The sequence below is a fragment of the Synechococcus sp. UW140 genome, from assembly GCF_900474295.1.
Classification (GTDB): domain Bacteria; phylum Cyanobacteriota; class Cyanobacteriia; order PCC-6307; family Cyanobiaceae; genus Synechococcus_C.
On sequence record NZ_UCOB01000023.1, the window covers coordinates 144095 to 159060 of the forward strand.

At 56.2% G+C, this 14966-nt stretch carries 18 protein-coding genes; 11 read left to right on the top strand and 7 right to left on the bottom strand.

The window, feature by feature from the left end; all coding sequences use genetic code 11:
* Window positions 1-21 precede the first annotated feature (21 nt).
* The 3 genes from DXY10_RS09145 to DXY10_RS09165 all read left to right on the top strand — a co-directional run bounded on the left by DXY10_RS09145 (window position 22) and on the right by DXY10_RS09165 (window position 4133).
* Window positions 22-1158 (top strand): NAD(P)-binding protein, encoded by a 1137-nt coding sequence (locus DXY10_RS09145; RefSeq protein WP_115018664.1) that lies wholly within the window; start codon window positions 22-24, stop codon window positions 1156-1158.
* A gap of 2243 nt (window positions 1159-3401) precedes the next feature.
* On the top strand, window positions 3402-3854 hold the full coding sequence (locus DXY10_RS09160) for a hypothetical protein (protein WP_115018669.1): 453 nt from the start codon (window positions 3402-3404) through the stop codon (window positions 3852-3854).
* A gap of 39 nt (window positions 3855-3893) precedes the next feature.
* Window positions 3894-4133: a hypothetical protein gene (locus tag DXY10_RS09165; RefSeq protein WP_115018671.1), complete on the top strand. Its 240-nt coding sequence runs from the start codon at window positions 3894-3896 to the stop codon at window positions 4131-4133.
* A gap of 93 nt (window positions 4134-4226) precedes the next feature.
* Here the strand turns inward: DXY10_RS09165 and DXY10_RS09170 are convergent, their stop codons facing one another.
* Window positions 4227-5666 (bottom strand): glycosyl hydrolase family 57, encoded by a 1440-nt coding sequence (locus DXY10_RS09170; protein ID WP_115018833.1) that lies wholly within the window; start codon window positions 5664-5666, stop codon window positions 4227-4229.
* 4 nt (window positions 5667-5670) lie between these two features.
* On the bottom strand, window positions 5671-6126 hold the full coding sequence (locus DXY10_RS09175) for a hypothetical protein (RefSeq protein ID WP_136989142.1): 456 nt from the start codon (window positions 6124-6126) through the stop codon (window positions 5671-5673).
* A 275-nt stretch (window positions 6127-6401) separates the two neighbouring features.
* On the opposite strand from DXY10_RS09175, the gene DXY10_RS09180 reads away from it, so the two are divergent.
* The 3 genes from DXY10_RS09180 to DXY10_RS14285 all read left to right on the top strand — a co-directional run bounded on the left by DXY10_RS09180 (window position 6402) and on the right by DXY10_RS14285 (window position 8880).
* Window positions 6402-6905 (top strand): hypothetical protein, encoded by a 504-nt coding sequence (locus DXY10_RS09180; protein ID WP_115018674.1) that lies wholly within the window; start codon window positions 6402-6404, stop codon window positions 6903-6905.
* A gap of 1491 nt (window positions 6906-8396) precedes the next feature.
* Window positions 8397-8561 (top strand): hypothetical protein, encoded by a 165-nt coding sequence (locus DXY10_RS14615; RefSeq protein ID WP_170955767.1) that lies wholly within the window; start codon window positions 8397-8399, stop codon window positions 8559-8561.
* A gap of 142 nt (window positions 8562-8703) precedes the next feature.
* A complete protein-coding gene (locus DXY10_RS14285; RefSeq protein ID WP_206749697.1) occupies window positions 8704-8880 on the top strand; it encodes a hypothetical protein in 177 nt (58 codons plus the stop codon).
* An 8-nt stretch (window positions 8881-8888) separates the two neighbouring features.
* Here DXY10_RS14285 and DXY10_RS09195 read toward each other — a convergent pair whose 3' ends face one another.
* Both DXY10_RS09195 and DXY10_RS09200 read right to left on the bottom strand, forming a co-directional pair.
* Window positions 8889-9077 (bottom strand): hypothetical protein, encoded by a 189-nt coding sequence (locus DXY10_RS09195; protein ID WP_115018680.1) that lies wholly within the window; start codon window positions 9075-9077, stop codon window positions 8889-8891.
* 116 nt (window positions 9078-9193) lie between these two features.
* Window positions 9194-9628 (bottom strand): secondary thiamine-phosphate synthase enzyme YjbQ, encoded by a 435-nt coding sequence (locus DXY10_RS09200; protein WP_115018835.1) that lies wholly within the window; start codon window positions 9626-9628, stop codon window positions 9194-9196.
* 37 nt (window positions 9629-9665) lie between these two features.
* Here DXY10_RS09200 and DXY10_RS09205 point away from each other — a divergent pair, with 37 nt between their 5' ends.
* From DXY10_RS09205 to DXY10_RS09215, 3 genes are all read left to right on the top strand, one after another.
* Window positions 9666-9935, top strand: a complete 270-nt coding sequence (locus tag DXY10_RS09205) for a hypothetical protein (protein WP_115018681.1) — start codon at window positions 9666-9668, stop codon at window positions 9933-9935.
* A gap of 237 nt (window positions 9936-10172) precedes the next feature.
* Complete coding sequence (locus DXY10_RS09210; RefSeq protein WP_115018683.1) at window positions 10173-10787, top strand: ARC6/PARC6 family protein; 615 nt, start codon at window positions 10173-10175, stop codon at window positions 10785-10787.
* On the top strand, window positions 10788-11624 hold the full coding sequence (locus DXY10_RS09215; protein ID WP_115018685.1) for an N-acetylmuramoyl-L-alanine amidase: 837 nt from the start codon (window positions 10788-10790) through the stop codon (window positions 11622-11624).
* 171 nt (window positions 11625-11795) lie between these two features.
* Here DXY10_RS09215 and DXY10_RS09220 read toward each other — a convergent pair whose 3' ends face one another.
* Window positions 11796-12305, bottom strand: a complete 510-nt coding sequence (locus DXY10_RS09220; protein WP_136989147.1) for a hypothetical protein — start codon at window positions 12303-12305, stop codon at window positions 11796-11798.
* A gap of 299 nt (window positions 12306-12604) precedes the next feature.
* On the opposite strand from DXY10_RS09220, the gene DXY10_RS09225 reads away from it, so the two are divergent.
* Window positions 12605-12820, top strand: coding sequence for a hypothetical protein (locus tag DXY10_RS09225; RefSeq protein WP_115018688.1), 216 nt, complete (start codon window positions 12605-12607; stop codon window positions 12818-12820).
* 192 nt (window positions 12821-13012) lie between these two features.
* On the opposite strand, the gene DXY10_RS09230 is transcribed toward DXY10_RS09225, so the two are convergent.
* The gene (locus DXY10_RS09230; protein WP_115018689.1) at window positions 13013-13216 is read right to left on the bottom strand and encodes a hypothetical protein; all 204 of its coding nucleotides are present in this window, start codon (window positions 13214-13216) and stop codon (window positions 13013-13015) included.
* Window positions 13217-13389: 173 nt separating this feature from the next.
* Between DXY10_RS09230 and DXY10_RS09235 the strand changes: the two genes are divergently transcribed.
* Window positions 13390-13794, top strand: a complete 405-nt coding sequence (locus DXY10_RS09235; RefSeq protein WP_115018691.1) for a transcriptional repressor — start codon at window positions 13390-13392, stop codon at window positions 13792-13794.
* Here DXY10_RS09235 and DXY10_RS09240 read toward each other — a convergent pair whose 3' ends face one another.
* On the bottom strand, window positions 13795-14928 hold the full coding sequence (locus tag DXY10_RS09240; protein WP_115018692.1) for a hypothetical protein: 1134 nt from the start codon (window positions 14926-14928) through the stop codon (window positions 13795-13797). It lies immediately after the preceding gene.
* Between the last annotated feature and the right edge of the window lie 38 nt (window positions 14929-14966).

A 14966-nucleotide genomic window follows, 5' to 3' on the forward strand; every position in this document is an offset into this window, starting at 1 on the left:
CTCCGTGGCCCTTGGCGCTTCATGACCGTTGTTCCTGATTCATCGCACCTAGACGTTGATCTTGCTGTGATCGGAGCTGGTCTTGCCGGCACTGGTCTTGCTGCTTCGCTTCGCCAGCGCGGTTTTGACGGCACAATTCTGCTGTTAGAGGCTGGTCGTGGTCCGGGTGGTCGAGCAGCGTCGCGGCGTCGACGTGATGATTCGCTTTGGCGGCTTGATCATGGAGCACCTTGTTTCAGCTTCAGCCAACCACCGCAGGGTCTTCTTGCTGAACTCTGGAATCCTCTGATGGAGAAGGGAATTGTTCAGCCCGATCGAGGTCTTGTTGTTGGCTTGAGTGCGGCGGGTTCCATTGTCGATCCACCCGATCATCCACTGCTTCAGGGCCCACGTTTTCGTGGTGTGCCAACCATGGCATCGGTGCCAGAAGCGTTGCTGAAGGCTGCAGGCTCAAAAACGCAAGGGGCGTTTGGAGAACGAATTAGCAGCCTGCGCAGGGAAGACGGATGGTGGTGTCTCTCAGGTCAGCGTCGGGCACGTTCTCTCGTGGTCACTGGAAATCTTCTGGCCCATCCCCGTTCCCTGGCGATGTTGGGTTGGCGCGATGTTCCTTTGCGTTCGGCAGTTCCGTTGCATGTGGATCCCTGCTTCGATGCTGCACTCGAGCAAATTAGTGAGATGCGTGCATCGGTACGTTGGAATTTGATGCTCGAATTGCCTCGCTGTTCCGATCATCTACCTCGGCAAATTTGGTTGACACCTGAAGCTCAAGCAAAATTTGGCATCGAACGGATTGTTCTTCATCGTCAGCAAGATCACAGGCTGGGCTTAGTCGTCCACGGCTTGGACGACGGATCCCCAATTACGCCAGCGAGCCAGCCTGGTTTGTTGGTGGAGCAAGAATCACGCCAACGGAAGGCTTTGACGGAGCTGTTGCTGCCTTGGCCCGAGTTGGCTCAATCACTTGCCCTGGCCCGTTGCTTAGGCGTGATGCGTTGGGGAGCGTCTCAGCCCCTGGATGCCCCCCTAGCCAACTCCCTTCAATGGTGCGAGTCCAGCGCAGTTGGTTTTTGTGGAGATTGGATTGCCGGCCCAGGCTTTGGCATGGCTGAAGGGGCTCTTCAAAGTGCGGTTGATCTTGCCACCGAACTGATCTAAATGAGGCAGTATCGCTGAGGGATTGATCACAACAAGCTCAGAGTGGATTGCTGGCAATGGCGAATGCTCCATCGATGCATCAAAAAGTGCAGAGCATCTGATGTATGTGGCCCATTGCAATGTTATGATTTGACTGATTTTTAGCACAGATGCGCAATGGAGTTTACGCTTGTAATCCTTAATCGATATGTTTCTGCTTATCCGCAGATGGAATGGACTGAATGGAAAGACAGTAATAGGAAGAAAATGAAAAGTGAAGGAGACAATTGGTCGAAGGCAACTTTGGCTGGTAATGATATTTGGGACTGCCTCAATAGTCATAAGATCGACTCCCGTCATCTTGTGCAATGGAAGCCAGCCGTCGATACGCTGTATCGAGTCAGCCTTCCAAGTCAGTAGTAGAGGCTGGGGTCTTCATCGCTTTGAATCTGTTTCCGAGGCCTAAGTTGTTCACAGGTTTAGGTGTCTCCTGCCGTGGAGTGAACCGCAGGAATGTGATGCCTGGGCGGCATGACGAGTTGTCTCGGCGATGAGTTTATAGAGAAAGCTTGGTAAGCCAATGCTTCACTTTAGGGAAGATGGCTATTCTTCCCTGCTTGAATAGGCGTGATCTCGCTGATCCATTAACTCTGCAACACGTTGCTTGATGGCGTTGAGGCGGTGGCCTGTAGTTGAGCTTGACTTCGCGTTTCAGTATTTCGCATTGTGATTTGCGATTCAGAGCCGCTTGTCTGCTCTGTCGATGACGACTAGTGACCTTTTTGGCTGTCGATACTTGTCAAGAGCGCTGATCAAAAGGGCTGGATTGAAACCTTTTGCTTGTATTTTTCTGATTGTTGCGCAATCAAATTGCTGCCAATAGGGCGGCCTTGCAATTATCGCCCGCGCGAGTCCAGGAGGCTAAGTATTATTGCTCTATCAAAGTTTTATGTGCTTTTGGTGGTTTGTTGTTGAATCTCGCCTAAAAAGGTAGTCGAGTACGGGAGTTTTGATGAGCTTTTCGCTTACAACCATCCTGATTGGTGCTGCAACGTATCTTTTTATGCACATCATTTTGTCGCCCTTGCTTTCTTGAGTCGGGCCAGTCTCTCTTTGCTTGGATATTGCTCAATGGCTTGATGCGTCTAGGGTCGCCACTTTCCCTGAATGCAGGCCAGAAAATGCTTCCTGGTTTCACCCCGTTCACGCTGGCTTGGAGGTCTGAGTTCCAGGTTGATCTCGCCTCTTCGCCTTGTCCTGATGGCGGGAGTCAGCGCAGTACCGGGCCGAATAAGGCCAGGAAGTACATGTAGATCACCGTACCTGCGGCGATCGTAGTTATTGAGAAGCTCATTAGATTGACGTGATTACTAATAACGTATTGATCACGAATTTGAGTTGGCGTTGCTTGTGATACCAAAATCTTTGATGGAGTAGGAATACTCAAGCGGCATGTTTCATGCCTGCAACGTTTTGGTCAACGATCAGCGTTGCCTGGCTGTAGGGCAGATTGCTCAGCCATCCTGGCTTGCAGGGCGCTGATCGATGCGTGGCTGCTTCTCCCCCCCCTGTCCCACTGGTTGGCTCGGATGGTCTTGGCTTCAAAGCAAGCAGAGACGGTTTTGCTCCAGGGCATGATTCCCGGCTGGAAGGTCGTTTGGCCTCTGTTGTCGTCCGAGCAGTTTCAGGATTTCTACAGGAAACAAGTGTGAAGCTGGGGTCACGCCATCCCTGCACTAATACCTAGGTTTAAATCACCAGGCGGTCCCGCGATGAACTCTTCTCAGCTCTCAAGCCTCAAATGGGAAGAGAATGGCGAGATGTCTGCCCAAGATACCTGGAATCTCGTTCGCCAGCTCAGCAAAACCGAAGACCACGACAGGGCTTCGAACCTGCTTCAACTGTCCTCGAAGCACAGACACGCCAATTTGGAGCGTTGAACGTCACGCCAGTGGCGTAAGCGTCGTGGCAACCCTTGGGCAGAGTCACTGACCTTGACAGAGGCCCTTCAAGCAAGCAAGGGTCCTCAGGTCTCTGAAACAGCAAAGGTCTCGTGACCGAGACCAGAGTCGCCCTATTGGCGTCTTGCTCTTACTTGCGTTTGCCAATTCGCGTGGCACTTGGATGCAGCGGGCAGGCCAAAGCATGGAATGGGGCGTGTGTTCCATCACAGATCACGCTTCCCATCGGATGAGCATTTGAGCTGTCGAATTTCATTGAGTTGACTGCAGCATCACCGTTCTAAAGCGGCTGGTGGCATTGATGTGGAAAGCACCGCTTCTGCTTGGGATCGCTTCGCCTTTGGCCCGGCTTGGGGCGTGAGCATCTGCACAATTGGATCCTGGGTAAGAGGCCATGGCTGCCCAGTCCACTTCTATTCCGGTGAATCCGGAAATGATTCGATCCTTTTTCTCTCCTTGGCTGCCTGCTTCGCCTGCTGTGGTCATGGTGAAAGCAGCGGCGTGGCTGTGATGAACACCGTGCTGAATCACCAACAACTGAGTCGTACCCCTTTGCTGTGTGGTGTGGTGTCGGTGATGGCGGCCACAGCCCTGGGCTGTGGCACCGCCGTCGGTTCCTTTGTGATGCTTGACGCTGTTTGGTCAGATCCTGCCCGTGCTGCAGAACCGACGGTGTTGGTGCTCATGTTGGCGACATCCGCATTTCGGGAAAAGGCTTGCCGTGAGAGAGCAGCTCAGGAGGTGGATCCGGTGTGATGGTTTGTTCGTAATTGGAGGCTTGTTCTGATGACTGGAATGCGGCAATACCAGGGTCGTTACTCTCCCGGCTGCGGTGCCCGTGTTCGTGAGCGCACGCTTGTGGCTGACCTGCAAGGAGACGAAGCCATGCAGCACGCTTTCGAGGGCTATGCACCCCAAAGGCCAGCCGTTGCATCTGCAGCATTAGCCCGACCGGAAAGCCCTGCCTCCAGCCAAGGGTTGTGGGCTGTGATCACACGAGTGGTTCGTTGGCTACGCAGCTTGCTCAGGCTTTAGCAACCGGTCAGTTTTGTTCTCTACTGAGACCAGTCGAGCGGCTGGTCATGCCAGAGCGGCAAGGGCGGCACGATGGCCAGCTCCTGTCTTTCATCATTGCGGCTTGCTCAGTAGGGCTTCGCCGCGGCGGTGAATCTCGCGGGCATAGTCGGTCCAAGTGCCCTGCCCCCAATAACGGAAGCAGCTGGTCTCCAGCAGCAGGAGATGCAGGAGGCAGTTGCGGTAGTGGGGTGTTGCGCTCATCGCCGGATCAGCAGCGACAGCATCGTCAAAGCGGGCGTGAAAGTCAGCGCTGAGTTGGTGCATCGGTGTGAGCACGTTCGTGTAGCCCTCCACCCAGCTGAGGTTGTTGGTCCAAGAAGCCCCGTCCATGGAGAATCCGCCATCCTCTTGTCGCAATCGGTTGATCGCTGCGTCAACGGAGGTTGCGCTTAGCTCACCTTCCACGGCATCCCAGAGGCGCTTCTGCTGCACCGCCTGTATCGGCGGGAATTGCTCTGGCCCAATCCCTTCAGCTTGCAGTAGCTCAAGGTATTCCGTGCCATTGATCGCCTGCGTTGCTTCGTTGCGCACTCGCTCGTGGGCCTGAATGAAGGCAGCAGGGAATTCGTTCATCATCACGCCGCCATTTTCACCATCGGCGATCTGGCTGACCAGGGCCGGAACCATGCACGTGTCCAGCGGCTGTCGCTCCAGGCCAAGGGCCTCGTAGCAGGGTTGCATCTGACCCACCAGCTTGGTGTCGGATCCCTGGGTTTTGATCAGCGCAGTGATGCTGATCTCCTCCCCGTTGGAGTTGCGGGCGATCAAACGGTTCGGCACCAAGGTTTGCTCGCGAGGCAATGCTGCGCCATTCAGGGTTTCTACGCTGTGCTCTTGCACGAGAAGCCAGCGATAACCGCACTCTTTTAGGGCCTGGACCAGAGCAAATAGCGTCTCGGGGTGATTGGGCAAGTGCATCTCCGGCAGCGAGAAGCCGCGCACGCGTTGCAACGCTGCATCACCGGCGATTGCTGCGAACTGATGCTGCCAGGCTTGAATCTGCAGCTTCAAGTCAGGAACAGGAGTTGATGGGGCCACGGCATGGCCCCAAAAGGTTCCGAGCCACTCCACATGCCGCTGCATGGTGGGATCGCAGGCCAAGTAACGCAGGGCATCTGTGATGTCGGTTCGGCCCATCTGCTCAACGCCCCAGAGCAGGTTGCCCGAGTAATCGAGCATGATTCGAGGGCTGCATCCGTCATCAATGAGACGGGGGATCAGCTCTGCCATTCGCCGGTAGCACTGGGCGAACGGTTCGGCGTTGTGATTGTCCCCCTGCTCAGGGTGCTCCAGCATGAACTGCAGATGGGAGATCAGCTCTCCATCTGGCCCGGCGGGGATGGTGGGCTGATGCATATGCAGTGCACAGGCAAAGCTGGAGCTGAACGACTCAAGACGCCGATCAGACTGCGCTAGCCAGACAGGTTCTTCTGCCTGCATCAGCTTCTGCAGTTCACGTTCTCGGCCGCTGATCGTTGGAAGGGTTTGCATCTGATCAGCCACAGATGCTGCCCAGCTGCCACACCTTGCTGCAGTCTTGTTGGCTGCCATCGAAGATGATCGTGTTGCCGTTGGCGGGGTTGCGCAGCACAAATGAACCGGCATATGAGAGCAGATTCCACTCACCGCCGCGTGGATCGCGATAGATCGACGATGTGCGGGTTGTCGTGCGAATCAGGGTGTAGGTGTCGCTGATGCCATCCGACCAGGTCAGTCGGAATCGATTGCAAGGGGCGCTGCTGCAGAGAAAGGTGCGCCTACATCGGAGATTGCGGCCGTTGTAGCTGCAGTTCACCCAGGCTTCATTCCCAAGCGTTTGGGCGAGGAGTGGTTGGCTTGCCCCGAGCGGGGAGAGCAGGCCGAAGCAGGCGAGAATGCTTGCCATCGCGTGCATCGTCGCGACCACCGGGGTCATGCTCTGGGCTTTATGGCTTGGGGAGGTGTTCTTCATGGCGATGGGTGATCTGTGCCACCAAGGCCGCGTGTCGCGACCAACCGTGCGCACGTGCTGGTTTGGGCCCATGGCTTTTGCTGTCGGACCGGTGGGGCGGGGGAATGATGTCAGCGTCAGTCCTGTGTTGCTTTGACTGGAGTCTCGGTGGTCGTGGCTGTTACGACCACGTGGTTCCACTGATGTCTGCGAACGCCCATCGAGGCTTCGGTGTTTTCGCTCATCCAGCGCCAGGCGTTTCGAACGAGCATGGGGTAGCTCATCTGTGTGCTGCGATGGCGATGATCCTGCAGGCTCCGCTGCTGTTCTTGGTTGTGATTACCGGCGCTTGGCCGGTATTGCCGGCGATGGCCCAGCGGGCTGATGTGGTTCGACCTGCCGCCAATGGGAATTTCCTGACGACCAAGGTGCAGGGAAACAGAGGTGAGTATCACCAGATGCTGTGGTTGGTAATTGATCAGGATCGCAACGGGTTGAACTGCCGGTCGCTCGGTGGCGATGCGGTTCCACTGGTATCCCTCGATTACGGAAGCATTCTTCGCACTGCAATCGCGCAGTCCCAGCTGAATGGGATCGTTTTTCAGGACGATCAAGCTTGGTTGCCGGTGGATGTAGGGCCTAGGGGGACCTTTGTGTTTGATCACAGGCCTCTTCAAGCCCGTGGAGAGATGCTGCGTTGCAAAGTGCGGGCAAACGCAGCCTTGATCACACCGATCAATCCCGATGCCTTCGACGAGACGGCGGCTCCTGGTGTGCGCACGATTCCTTCGCGGCCTTAAAAAGGCGGGCTGTCCAGGCCCGCTCCAGTCCCCCAACAGAAGTACCGATGCGCGACGCTTCTGTAGTCCTGTTATCCCGAAGGGAGGAGGGCGCTGTTGTGGGAATTGCTACGCATCTTCGCCTTGATGAGTGTTTCAGCACTGGCGCTCAGCCTCCGACCTGAGCCAGAACAAAAGGGCTGCTTTGCTTGTGATGCGTTCGTCTTATGAGGTGAGGTTGGAGTCTCCTGGTGGGGCACAGCGGTTTGTGGTGAGGGCCTCTAGCCGAAGTGATGCCTGCCGTATGGCGGCCGAAGCCCATCCCGGTTGTGCTTTTGTGGTGGTTGGCAGAATCGGCGACGGGATTGATTGCCCTTAGTCAGTCCTTTTCTGCAGACCTGCTGTCACCAGAACCCTGCCGTGCAGCGGTGATCACTATCGTGATGCTTTTGGCGGAGCCTGTAGAGGATAAATCCTGCTTGGAGGCAATTGTAATTTGCGATGAGTATCACTTGATGCAGTCTTCAGTGTTGCTTGTAAGCCAAAAGGATTAGCGCAGAAGATGCATCTTCTTGCCTGAAAAGAATGATGAGTGAAGCTGAAGCATTCTCTTTGGCTTGAAACGTGCCTGGATTCTTGCCTGGATCGATCAATCAAATTGATCAGTCGGCTGAGTCAGGTGCATTGCGTGATAGCTAGAGGCTCGATTTCCTCTGTCAGGTTTCCAGAAGGTCGAGGCGTGTGGAATCATGCTGCGGCTTTTGTCTCTGGTTGGTCATTGATGTCAAGCCATGGCAGGAATGACCTGTTGTAGCGCATGCTTTGCTCCGTGTTCAAAATGATACAGAAGTGGCGAAGTGTCCTTGTGGCTTTGTCCATTCAGTGGCTACGTTGAGATTGAGCTTGCTGATGGGGGATGAGCTCCAAGCCTAATCTTCGATTCGTTTTTGAACATAAAGCGCTGGTTTACAATCTCGGGGCTTTGAGTTCCTATATCTCACAGGTTTGTTTTCTGTCTCACGGTATTCACATGTTGGCGACGCGCACGCCGCCACATTGGTCTACAACTGGCTTTGCGCTGTTTACGCTCACTTCGATTGTTCTGATGGCTCCCTATAAGTGGGATAGGAAATGGATGCGTATTAAAAGTCTGATAGGGATGACAACTTTTAGCACTGTTCTGATTCTTTATGCTGTTTGTGCGATGGCGTTCTGACCAGTTGATTGGTGCCTGGCTAGGGCCAGTCTTCCCCTCTGCGTTGGATCACCAGTTGATGGCTCGCTGGGTGGCCGTTCAAGGGATGGGCCCTCCGGCACCTCGCCCCTGGGATAACTGGATGAAAGTCGTGGCTTGTGCTGGTCGGCGACAAGGCGTTGCAAGCATAAAAAGCACCCCTGCTTGAACGGCTTGGCGATTGCCTCGCCTTCATGCACTCAATGCCCCACCCGCTAAGGCAATTGAGAATCACTTGCAGAAAAGCCGGTTTTGTGTTCTATTGAGATCTGTTCTCAATGGTGGAGTTTGTGGTCCGTGTGTTTGGCGATCGTGCGCTGCTGGCCACGTTGGTTCAGCAGTGGGCCCATGAGCAGGTGCAGCTTCCCCGTGCTTCTGCTCTGGAGGGCGCAGCGGTCTTGAGGCGATCAGTACGGCGAGACCTGGGGAAGCCACCCCTTTGATCGATGCTTCTGGCTTTAGGTAATGGCGCTTTGGCGAGGTTGCTTTCGAAACGTTGCTTTCGCCACAACAGCCTGGGGATGGATACGGCTCAATGGCGCTAGCTGAAGCAATGCGATGAAGCGACCATGCTCCCGGCCATTGATGGGGGTGTCAGGCCGACGCACCCTTGCAGACGAGCAGGTTTGGCTTGAGTTCTGGAAAGGTGGTGCGGCCCATTCGATTTGTGTGCCGCGCGCGCGTCTGCGGCAATGGCGTCTGGATCTGATCGCCGATGGTGCGGTGCTGATCCGTTCAGTGTCGGCTGAAGTGGCGGTTTGACCCCTGCCTCAGGCTTCCTCAGGCCTGGGGCAGGGCATCAGTGGAAGCACTCCGCCCTGGGGGTGAAGCCATTCTTCGAATTCGTGGTCGATTGCCAAAGCGTCGTCATCTCGGTCCGCATTGGTCAGTAACTTTCGCCGATGCTTGCAGTAATCAAGGGCTGCTTCGATCAGGGCCATTGCTTCATCGCTGGTCATCACCCGTGGGCAGATTGATCTGCATGCTTGATGTGGTCGTCAGCTCGCGCCGTGGCAATGGCGACAGGTCGGTGGCTTTTTGAGCGTTCCCGGATCGGCTCCAGGAGCAGGCCGGCTCAGGCGGAGAGCCATTGCAGTGACACCCGCCGCTGGCGCGGGCCATCCAGCTCCACCAGGATCACGTCTTGATAGGTCCCGAGCACAGGCTCACCATCGGTCACAGGCACCATGACCTGGTTGCCGAGCACAAGAGCCTGAAGATGGGCATGGGCATTGCGCGGTTCATCCGCGGGGATGTCTGGGCGAAGGTCCAGATCGTTGTGTTTCCAGGATGCGGAGGCGGAGGCGAGTTGATCCAGCCAGTGCTCGAGGTCCATGAGCAGTCGCTCTTCCATCTCGTTGACAATCAGAGCCGTGGTGGTGTGCAGGCCGGAGATCGCTACGGCACCTTCGCGTTCGCCATGGAGGCGGATGAAGTCACGCACCGCTTCCGTGAGGGGAAGGCACTGGAATGGTTGGGAGGTGGAGAGGGAGAGCAGCTGCGAAGACATCGGAGCGGGCTGCGACGGGCGTTTGCACCCACTGTGCATGACGCCTCTGGCTGACCAGGGTGTGCTGCCCGGCTTGATCAAGGTTGCGAGGGTGGCCATGCTGGCTGCACGGATCGATACGACAGCTTCCATGCCCCTTTTGCCCCGCTGGCAGTACATGACTCCCCAGAGCAAGGCTCTGGTCACCAAAACCACCATTGGCGTCGGTGTGGTCCTGGTGGCCGCCCTGTTGCTGCGCTCCCTCTTGCCCTGGGTGGTGTTGGTCTTGATCCTCTGGTTCGGATGGCAGCTGTTTGCACGCCGGTGATGGGGCGCGCGCACCCATCGCATTACGTGGTCGGTGTCGTTTTCTTGCGAGGTTGATGCTTTGGCTCCTTGGCTCTGTCGGGTGAACGACAAGGTCAATGGGGTGCGAGTCGTTCATACCCACCCCCATGGCTTTCTGTGAGGCTGTCGCTGCAAGGGATTTGAGGGGGCTTAACTTGGATCGTCAAGTTGTGTTCATGTTGTGGGTCGGTTGAACTTCACATCGAAGAGATCGTCAATGGCCTCTTGCGGTCGGGGCTTTAGCAATCAACAGGCCCTGCTGGCTCTGCTTCTTGTCCTTCCAATTGGTGTGCTGGGTTTGGGGCTTGTTGTGTTGCTGATCCAGCGTCAGGGTGCTGTGACGCCCACTCCAAAGCCCCCTGTTGTCCAGGAGCTTCCGAGTGATATCGATCGCAGTACCACGATCCAGCCACTTCCTTCGAAGGAGCGTTCAGCGGCACCGCAGTCTGGGCTGAGCCAGCAACAGGCGCGAGCGATTGTTGAGGAATGGCTCACTGTGAAGTCGCAGATCTTCGCTCCTCCTTTTAATACCGATCTTGCCGATCAGGTGGTGGCTGCTGGCCCACTCTGGACGGATCTCACAAAGCCAGATGGATCGATTCAGTGGTTGAAAAACAACAACAGTCGTTATTCCTACTCAATCATCCGTGTCAATCGTGTCATTCGCTTCATTCCGTCGATTGCGATGCCATCGATCGTGGTTTCTGTGACTGAAGACTCCACTTTGCATTCTCCAAAAGGGGCTGAAAAGTCTTCCACTACCAACGATTGGGTTTACACCCTGAAGGAGGAGTCTGGGCGTTGGAAGATCTGGGACTACCGCAAGCAGTAGATGGACTTCATTCGTTATTCCCCAGCTGTTGGTGTGCTGTTGATGCTGTGTGGCTGTAGTGCGATCCAGCTCCCTCGATTTAGGACGACCCCTGATCCTGCTCCCGTGCCTAAGGCCGATCTTCCGGTTGCTCCGAAGAGTGCGCCCCCCTTGTTGGAGCTGGTGCCGTCTGGTCTACAACCAGTGGCCCTTGAGCAGATTGAGCGCTGCTCCGAACTGCTCGGTTTGTCGGAGGAGCTCGACAAACCGGCTGATCCCACCAATTTCGGTGAGCGGGAGAGCCGTGACGTCTGGGGACGACCTCTGAATGCCAAGCCCCAGGTGATTGTTTTGCATGAAACCGTGATCGGTGAGAAGGCCACGGTTGACTTGTTTCAGACGCCGCATCCTGAGGATGCCGATCAGGTGAGTTATCACATGCTGATTGCGCGTGATGGATCACGATTGCGCATTGTTCCTGATAACAATCGTGCCTATGGCTCAGGGATGTCGGCATTCGGTGATGCGACCCAGCGTCGTGAGCCTGGGCGGGTGGGATCCCTTAACAACATCGCTTTGCATGTGAGCCTGGTGTCACCGGTTGATGGACGCGATGACCGCGGTAGCCATTCCGGCTATTCCCCAGCTCAGTACCGCAACCTTGCTGGTCAAGTGTTGCTTTGGCAGGCCCGTCATGGCATTCCCTTGACCCGGTTGACCACCCATCAGGCCGTGGATCGCAGCCGTAGTCGCTACGACCCAAGAAGTTTCCGCTGGGATCGCTTCATGCCGCTCTATCAGCAGGCAGCTCGCCTGTGCGGATTGGAGCGTTTCGACAATGGGCAGGCGGGGCTCTGAATGAGAATGTTGATAACGATGGAGAACGTCTCTTGAGTTAGTTCTGTCGGGTCTTGATTTCGCCTGTACTGCAGTGAAGACGTCGAGTGAATGTGCAGAGGAGTCGTCTAAAAGGAATGGGCACGCTGACGTCGTAGGGCTTCAACTGCTCTGTGGGTGACCAGCTAGAGATCAGGAGGGCGGCCTGAAGGCAAACGTGCCACCAGGAAGACGGATGCGCACGTCGCCGTCGTCATCGATACGCCAGGTGCCTGTGTAGCGCTGACCGTCGAGGAAGACCTCAACGTCTGTGTTGTTCCAGAGCACCACCGATCGCTTCAGTCCTGAAGGCTCAACCACATCGAAGACCCGATCACCATTGACGTTGGTGCGCTGCGTGATGCGACAGCGTTCACCGATCAGGCTGCCTCCGCTTTGCATCTGAAACCAACACGTGCTGCTACTGCTACGGGTGATTGGTGTGCCGACAGGATTGGCCAGTGGTTTTAGCGGCAAGATCGGTTCGGCTCGAGGTTGTTGCGGTAAAGGCTGGATGGTTTGTTGCTGTGGTGTCGGCGTCACCGTCTCTGGGCCCGCTGGGTTCGGTTCCTGCGCTGTGGAGTTTGCGTTGGAATTGGAGTTGTGGTGCATGGCCAGGGTGATCATGACCCCAATCCCGATCAGTCCGATCGGGATTGCCATCAACAGCATCAGCAAAACCTGCTGGCTGGAGAATCCAGCTGATCGTGTATTGGTTTTGAGCCGTAAATGCATGATTCCAGGTTTCTCGCGTCCTGCTCTCAAGATCGCAATTTAAAAACGGACCTGGTTTGTTGGCTGTGCCGATCAAGATCCCCTCCTCTGGCGGGATGGAAGCCTGGGGCTGGGTTCAGACGGTGTTCGCCTTGACCTGCAAGGGTCTCAACCTTGTTTTTGTATCAATACAAACAGTTTTTGTTTGGGGCTCAAGGCTCAATGGTGTCCAGTGAAGGAGCCAACGCTTGGATCTCACCGTTCAGCAGGTTGAATCATCGTTTGCTGTCAGCCCCGGCAGTGCCCTGGGTTTGTTCTGGCTGCAAGCCCATTTCCCCACCAGCGAGTGGGATGACCTGTTGAGTGGTCGGGCTGTGTTCAGTGGCGAGAGCCTGACGGCCATGACCAGTGATGCCCGTGATGCGGGATTAAGCGTGGAGGCTCCCGTCCAAGTGCGTTTCTGAGCCTTGCCTCGCGGGTTTTGGTTGGGCCTGAAGAACGGGTCGACCTGCTTCAAGCACGAGTCATCTCCGGTCGCATTCGCGGATTGATTCAGTCATCCGCGCTGGTCGAGCCTCCACTACAACTGATGCAGTCCGGAACACGGACTGCTGCAAAACCTGCCGACCCCCGGGCGTGAGACCCCCGGGGGTTTTTTATGGCTGAAGCCTGAGCTGGCGGGCCCGATGGCGGGCCAATGTCCGCCCTGAGCGCTTCCGGGAGCGTTGATAAAGATCAGCGTTCACCTTCAGCTGGCGCGGGTAAGGCCAGCTGCGTTTCAGAGCGGCTGAGTTGCTAGTGCGCACGCACCACCAGCAGTGGAGGTAGAGGACGATCAAGCCTGTGATGACGCCGGTCATGGCCGTGGGATGTCACTGGTGGGCTCTTGACGTTGATTGTCGGTGTTGATGGCCTCGTACGCCAGTGGTGACGCCGTGATTCCTATCTGGCTGTCAAGAGCTGAATCGGAGCAATACAGCACTTCACAGACACCACGTCCGACGCGGGATGATGGAGGCGTCTCGCGGATGTGATGGTCAGCTCCAAGCTTGGAATTAGTAGCAAGCAGCAACGTTTGATCGATCTGCTTGAGGCCAGCGACGCTGAGCTCAGCGGTCAGCAGCTCCATCGCTCTCTATTGGAAAGCGATCAGGGCATGGGGCTGGCGACTGTGTATCGCAATCTCCACCAGCTGCAAAAACGCGGTCTGGTGAGGTGTCGCCACCTGCCCACTGGAGAGGTGCTCTATGCCCCTGTGATGCGAGATCGTCATCACCTCACCTGTGTGAACTGTGGAGAGACCCGTGAGCTCTCCACCTGTCCGTTGCATTCGATGACGATCCCGGAAGAGCAACAGGACGGGTACCAATTGCTCTTCCACACCCTTGAGTTTTATGGCCTCTGCAATCGCTGCCAGCAGGACGACGAGCAACCGTGATCAGAAGCGGAAGGTGACCCCAGTTCCGACATGGTTCTGGAAGCCCTTGCCCCAACCTTTCCCTCCTTGCGTGCTGTACATCATCTCCAAGTGGGCGAAAGCAACAACGCTGTCCGAAATTGGGTATTCAAAAGAGATGTCTCCGCCCCAGTCAGTGCGTTGTGACAGGCCTGAATAAGAGCCAGGGCTATAAAAGCGAGGGCCACCGGTGAGGGTGATATTGAGCAAATCAACATTGAAGCCGAAGCCTGCCCAAGTATCGGTGTAGTTGCCGATGTAGGTGCCGTCGCTTTCCCAGCCGGTGTGATTGCTCACATTCACGAAGACACCATCGATCACCGACTCCAGGCCATCGCCGAGGGCGAAGTTGACGTCTCCATCGCCAAAGGCATAAGTGATGCCTGCTGAGACCTCATGCTTCACGCCCTGGATATCTTCTCCCTGGGATTTCATGACGGCGTAAGGAAGCCAGGTTGCAGAAATCGCCAACCGATCGTTTGGTTGGTAGCGAGCCTGAACCATCCCTTTCATGTCGATTCTGCGGTAGGGCTGCCCCTTCTCATGGCCATGCGCTGCATGGTCGGCATGCCCCTCATCGCCATGGTCTTCATCGCCATGGTCCTCATCACCATGGTCTTCATCACCATGGTCTTCATCGCCATGGTCTTCATCGCCATGGTCCTCATCGCCATGGTCCTCATCGCCATGGTCCTCATCGCCATGGTCCTCATGGGCACCCCCTTCGGCTGCATGGTCATCGTGCTCGTCCAGATGAACCTTGCCGTAGAAATGTTCGGCCTCACCCCATACCAGGGCTGGACCAATAGCGGCTTCAATGCTGAAACTGCCGTCGTTGGGAAGTCCCCATTCGAACACTGCGCCGAATAGACCATCGATCGCGTAGTGGGAGGGTTTCCCTTCGGTGGTGAGGTTGTTTTCGAAACCTCCGTGACCTTCGAGTGTGATGACAGGAGTGACCCTGGTCTCTCCTTCGCGCAGCTCTTCTTCCGAGCCGCCTCCATGGTTGTGGCCTGCACCTGCGTGGCTAGCAGGGGCGAAGACAGCCTCGAGGGCAAGCGGAGATAGCAGCCCAAGCGCAGCCAAGGCTGCAGGCGAGATTGAGAAGCGGCGCATTGTGGATGGAGTCTTGGTAGTGAGTCGGGATTGAGTGG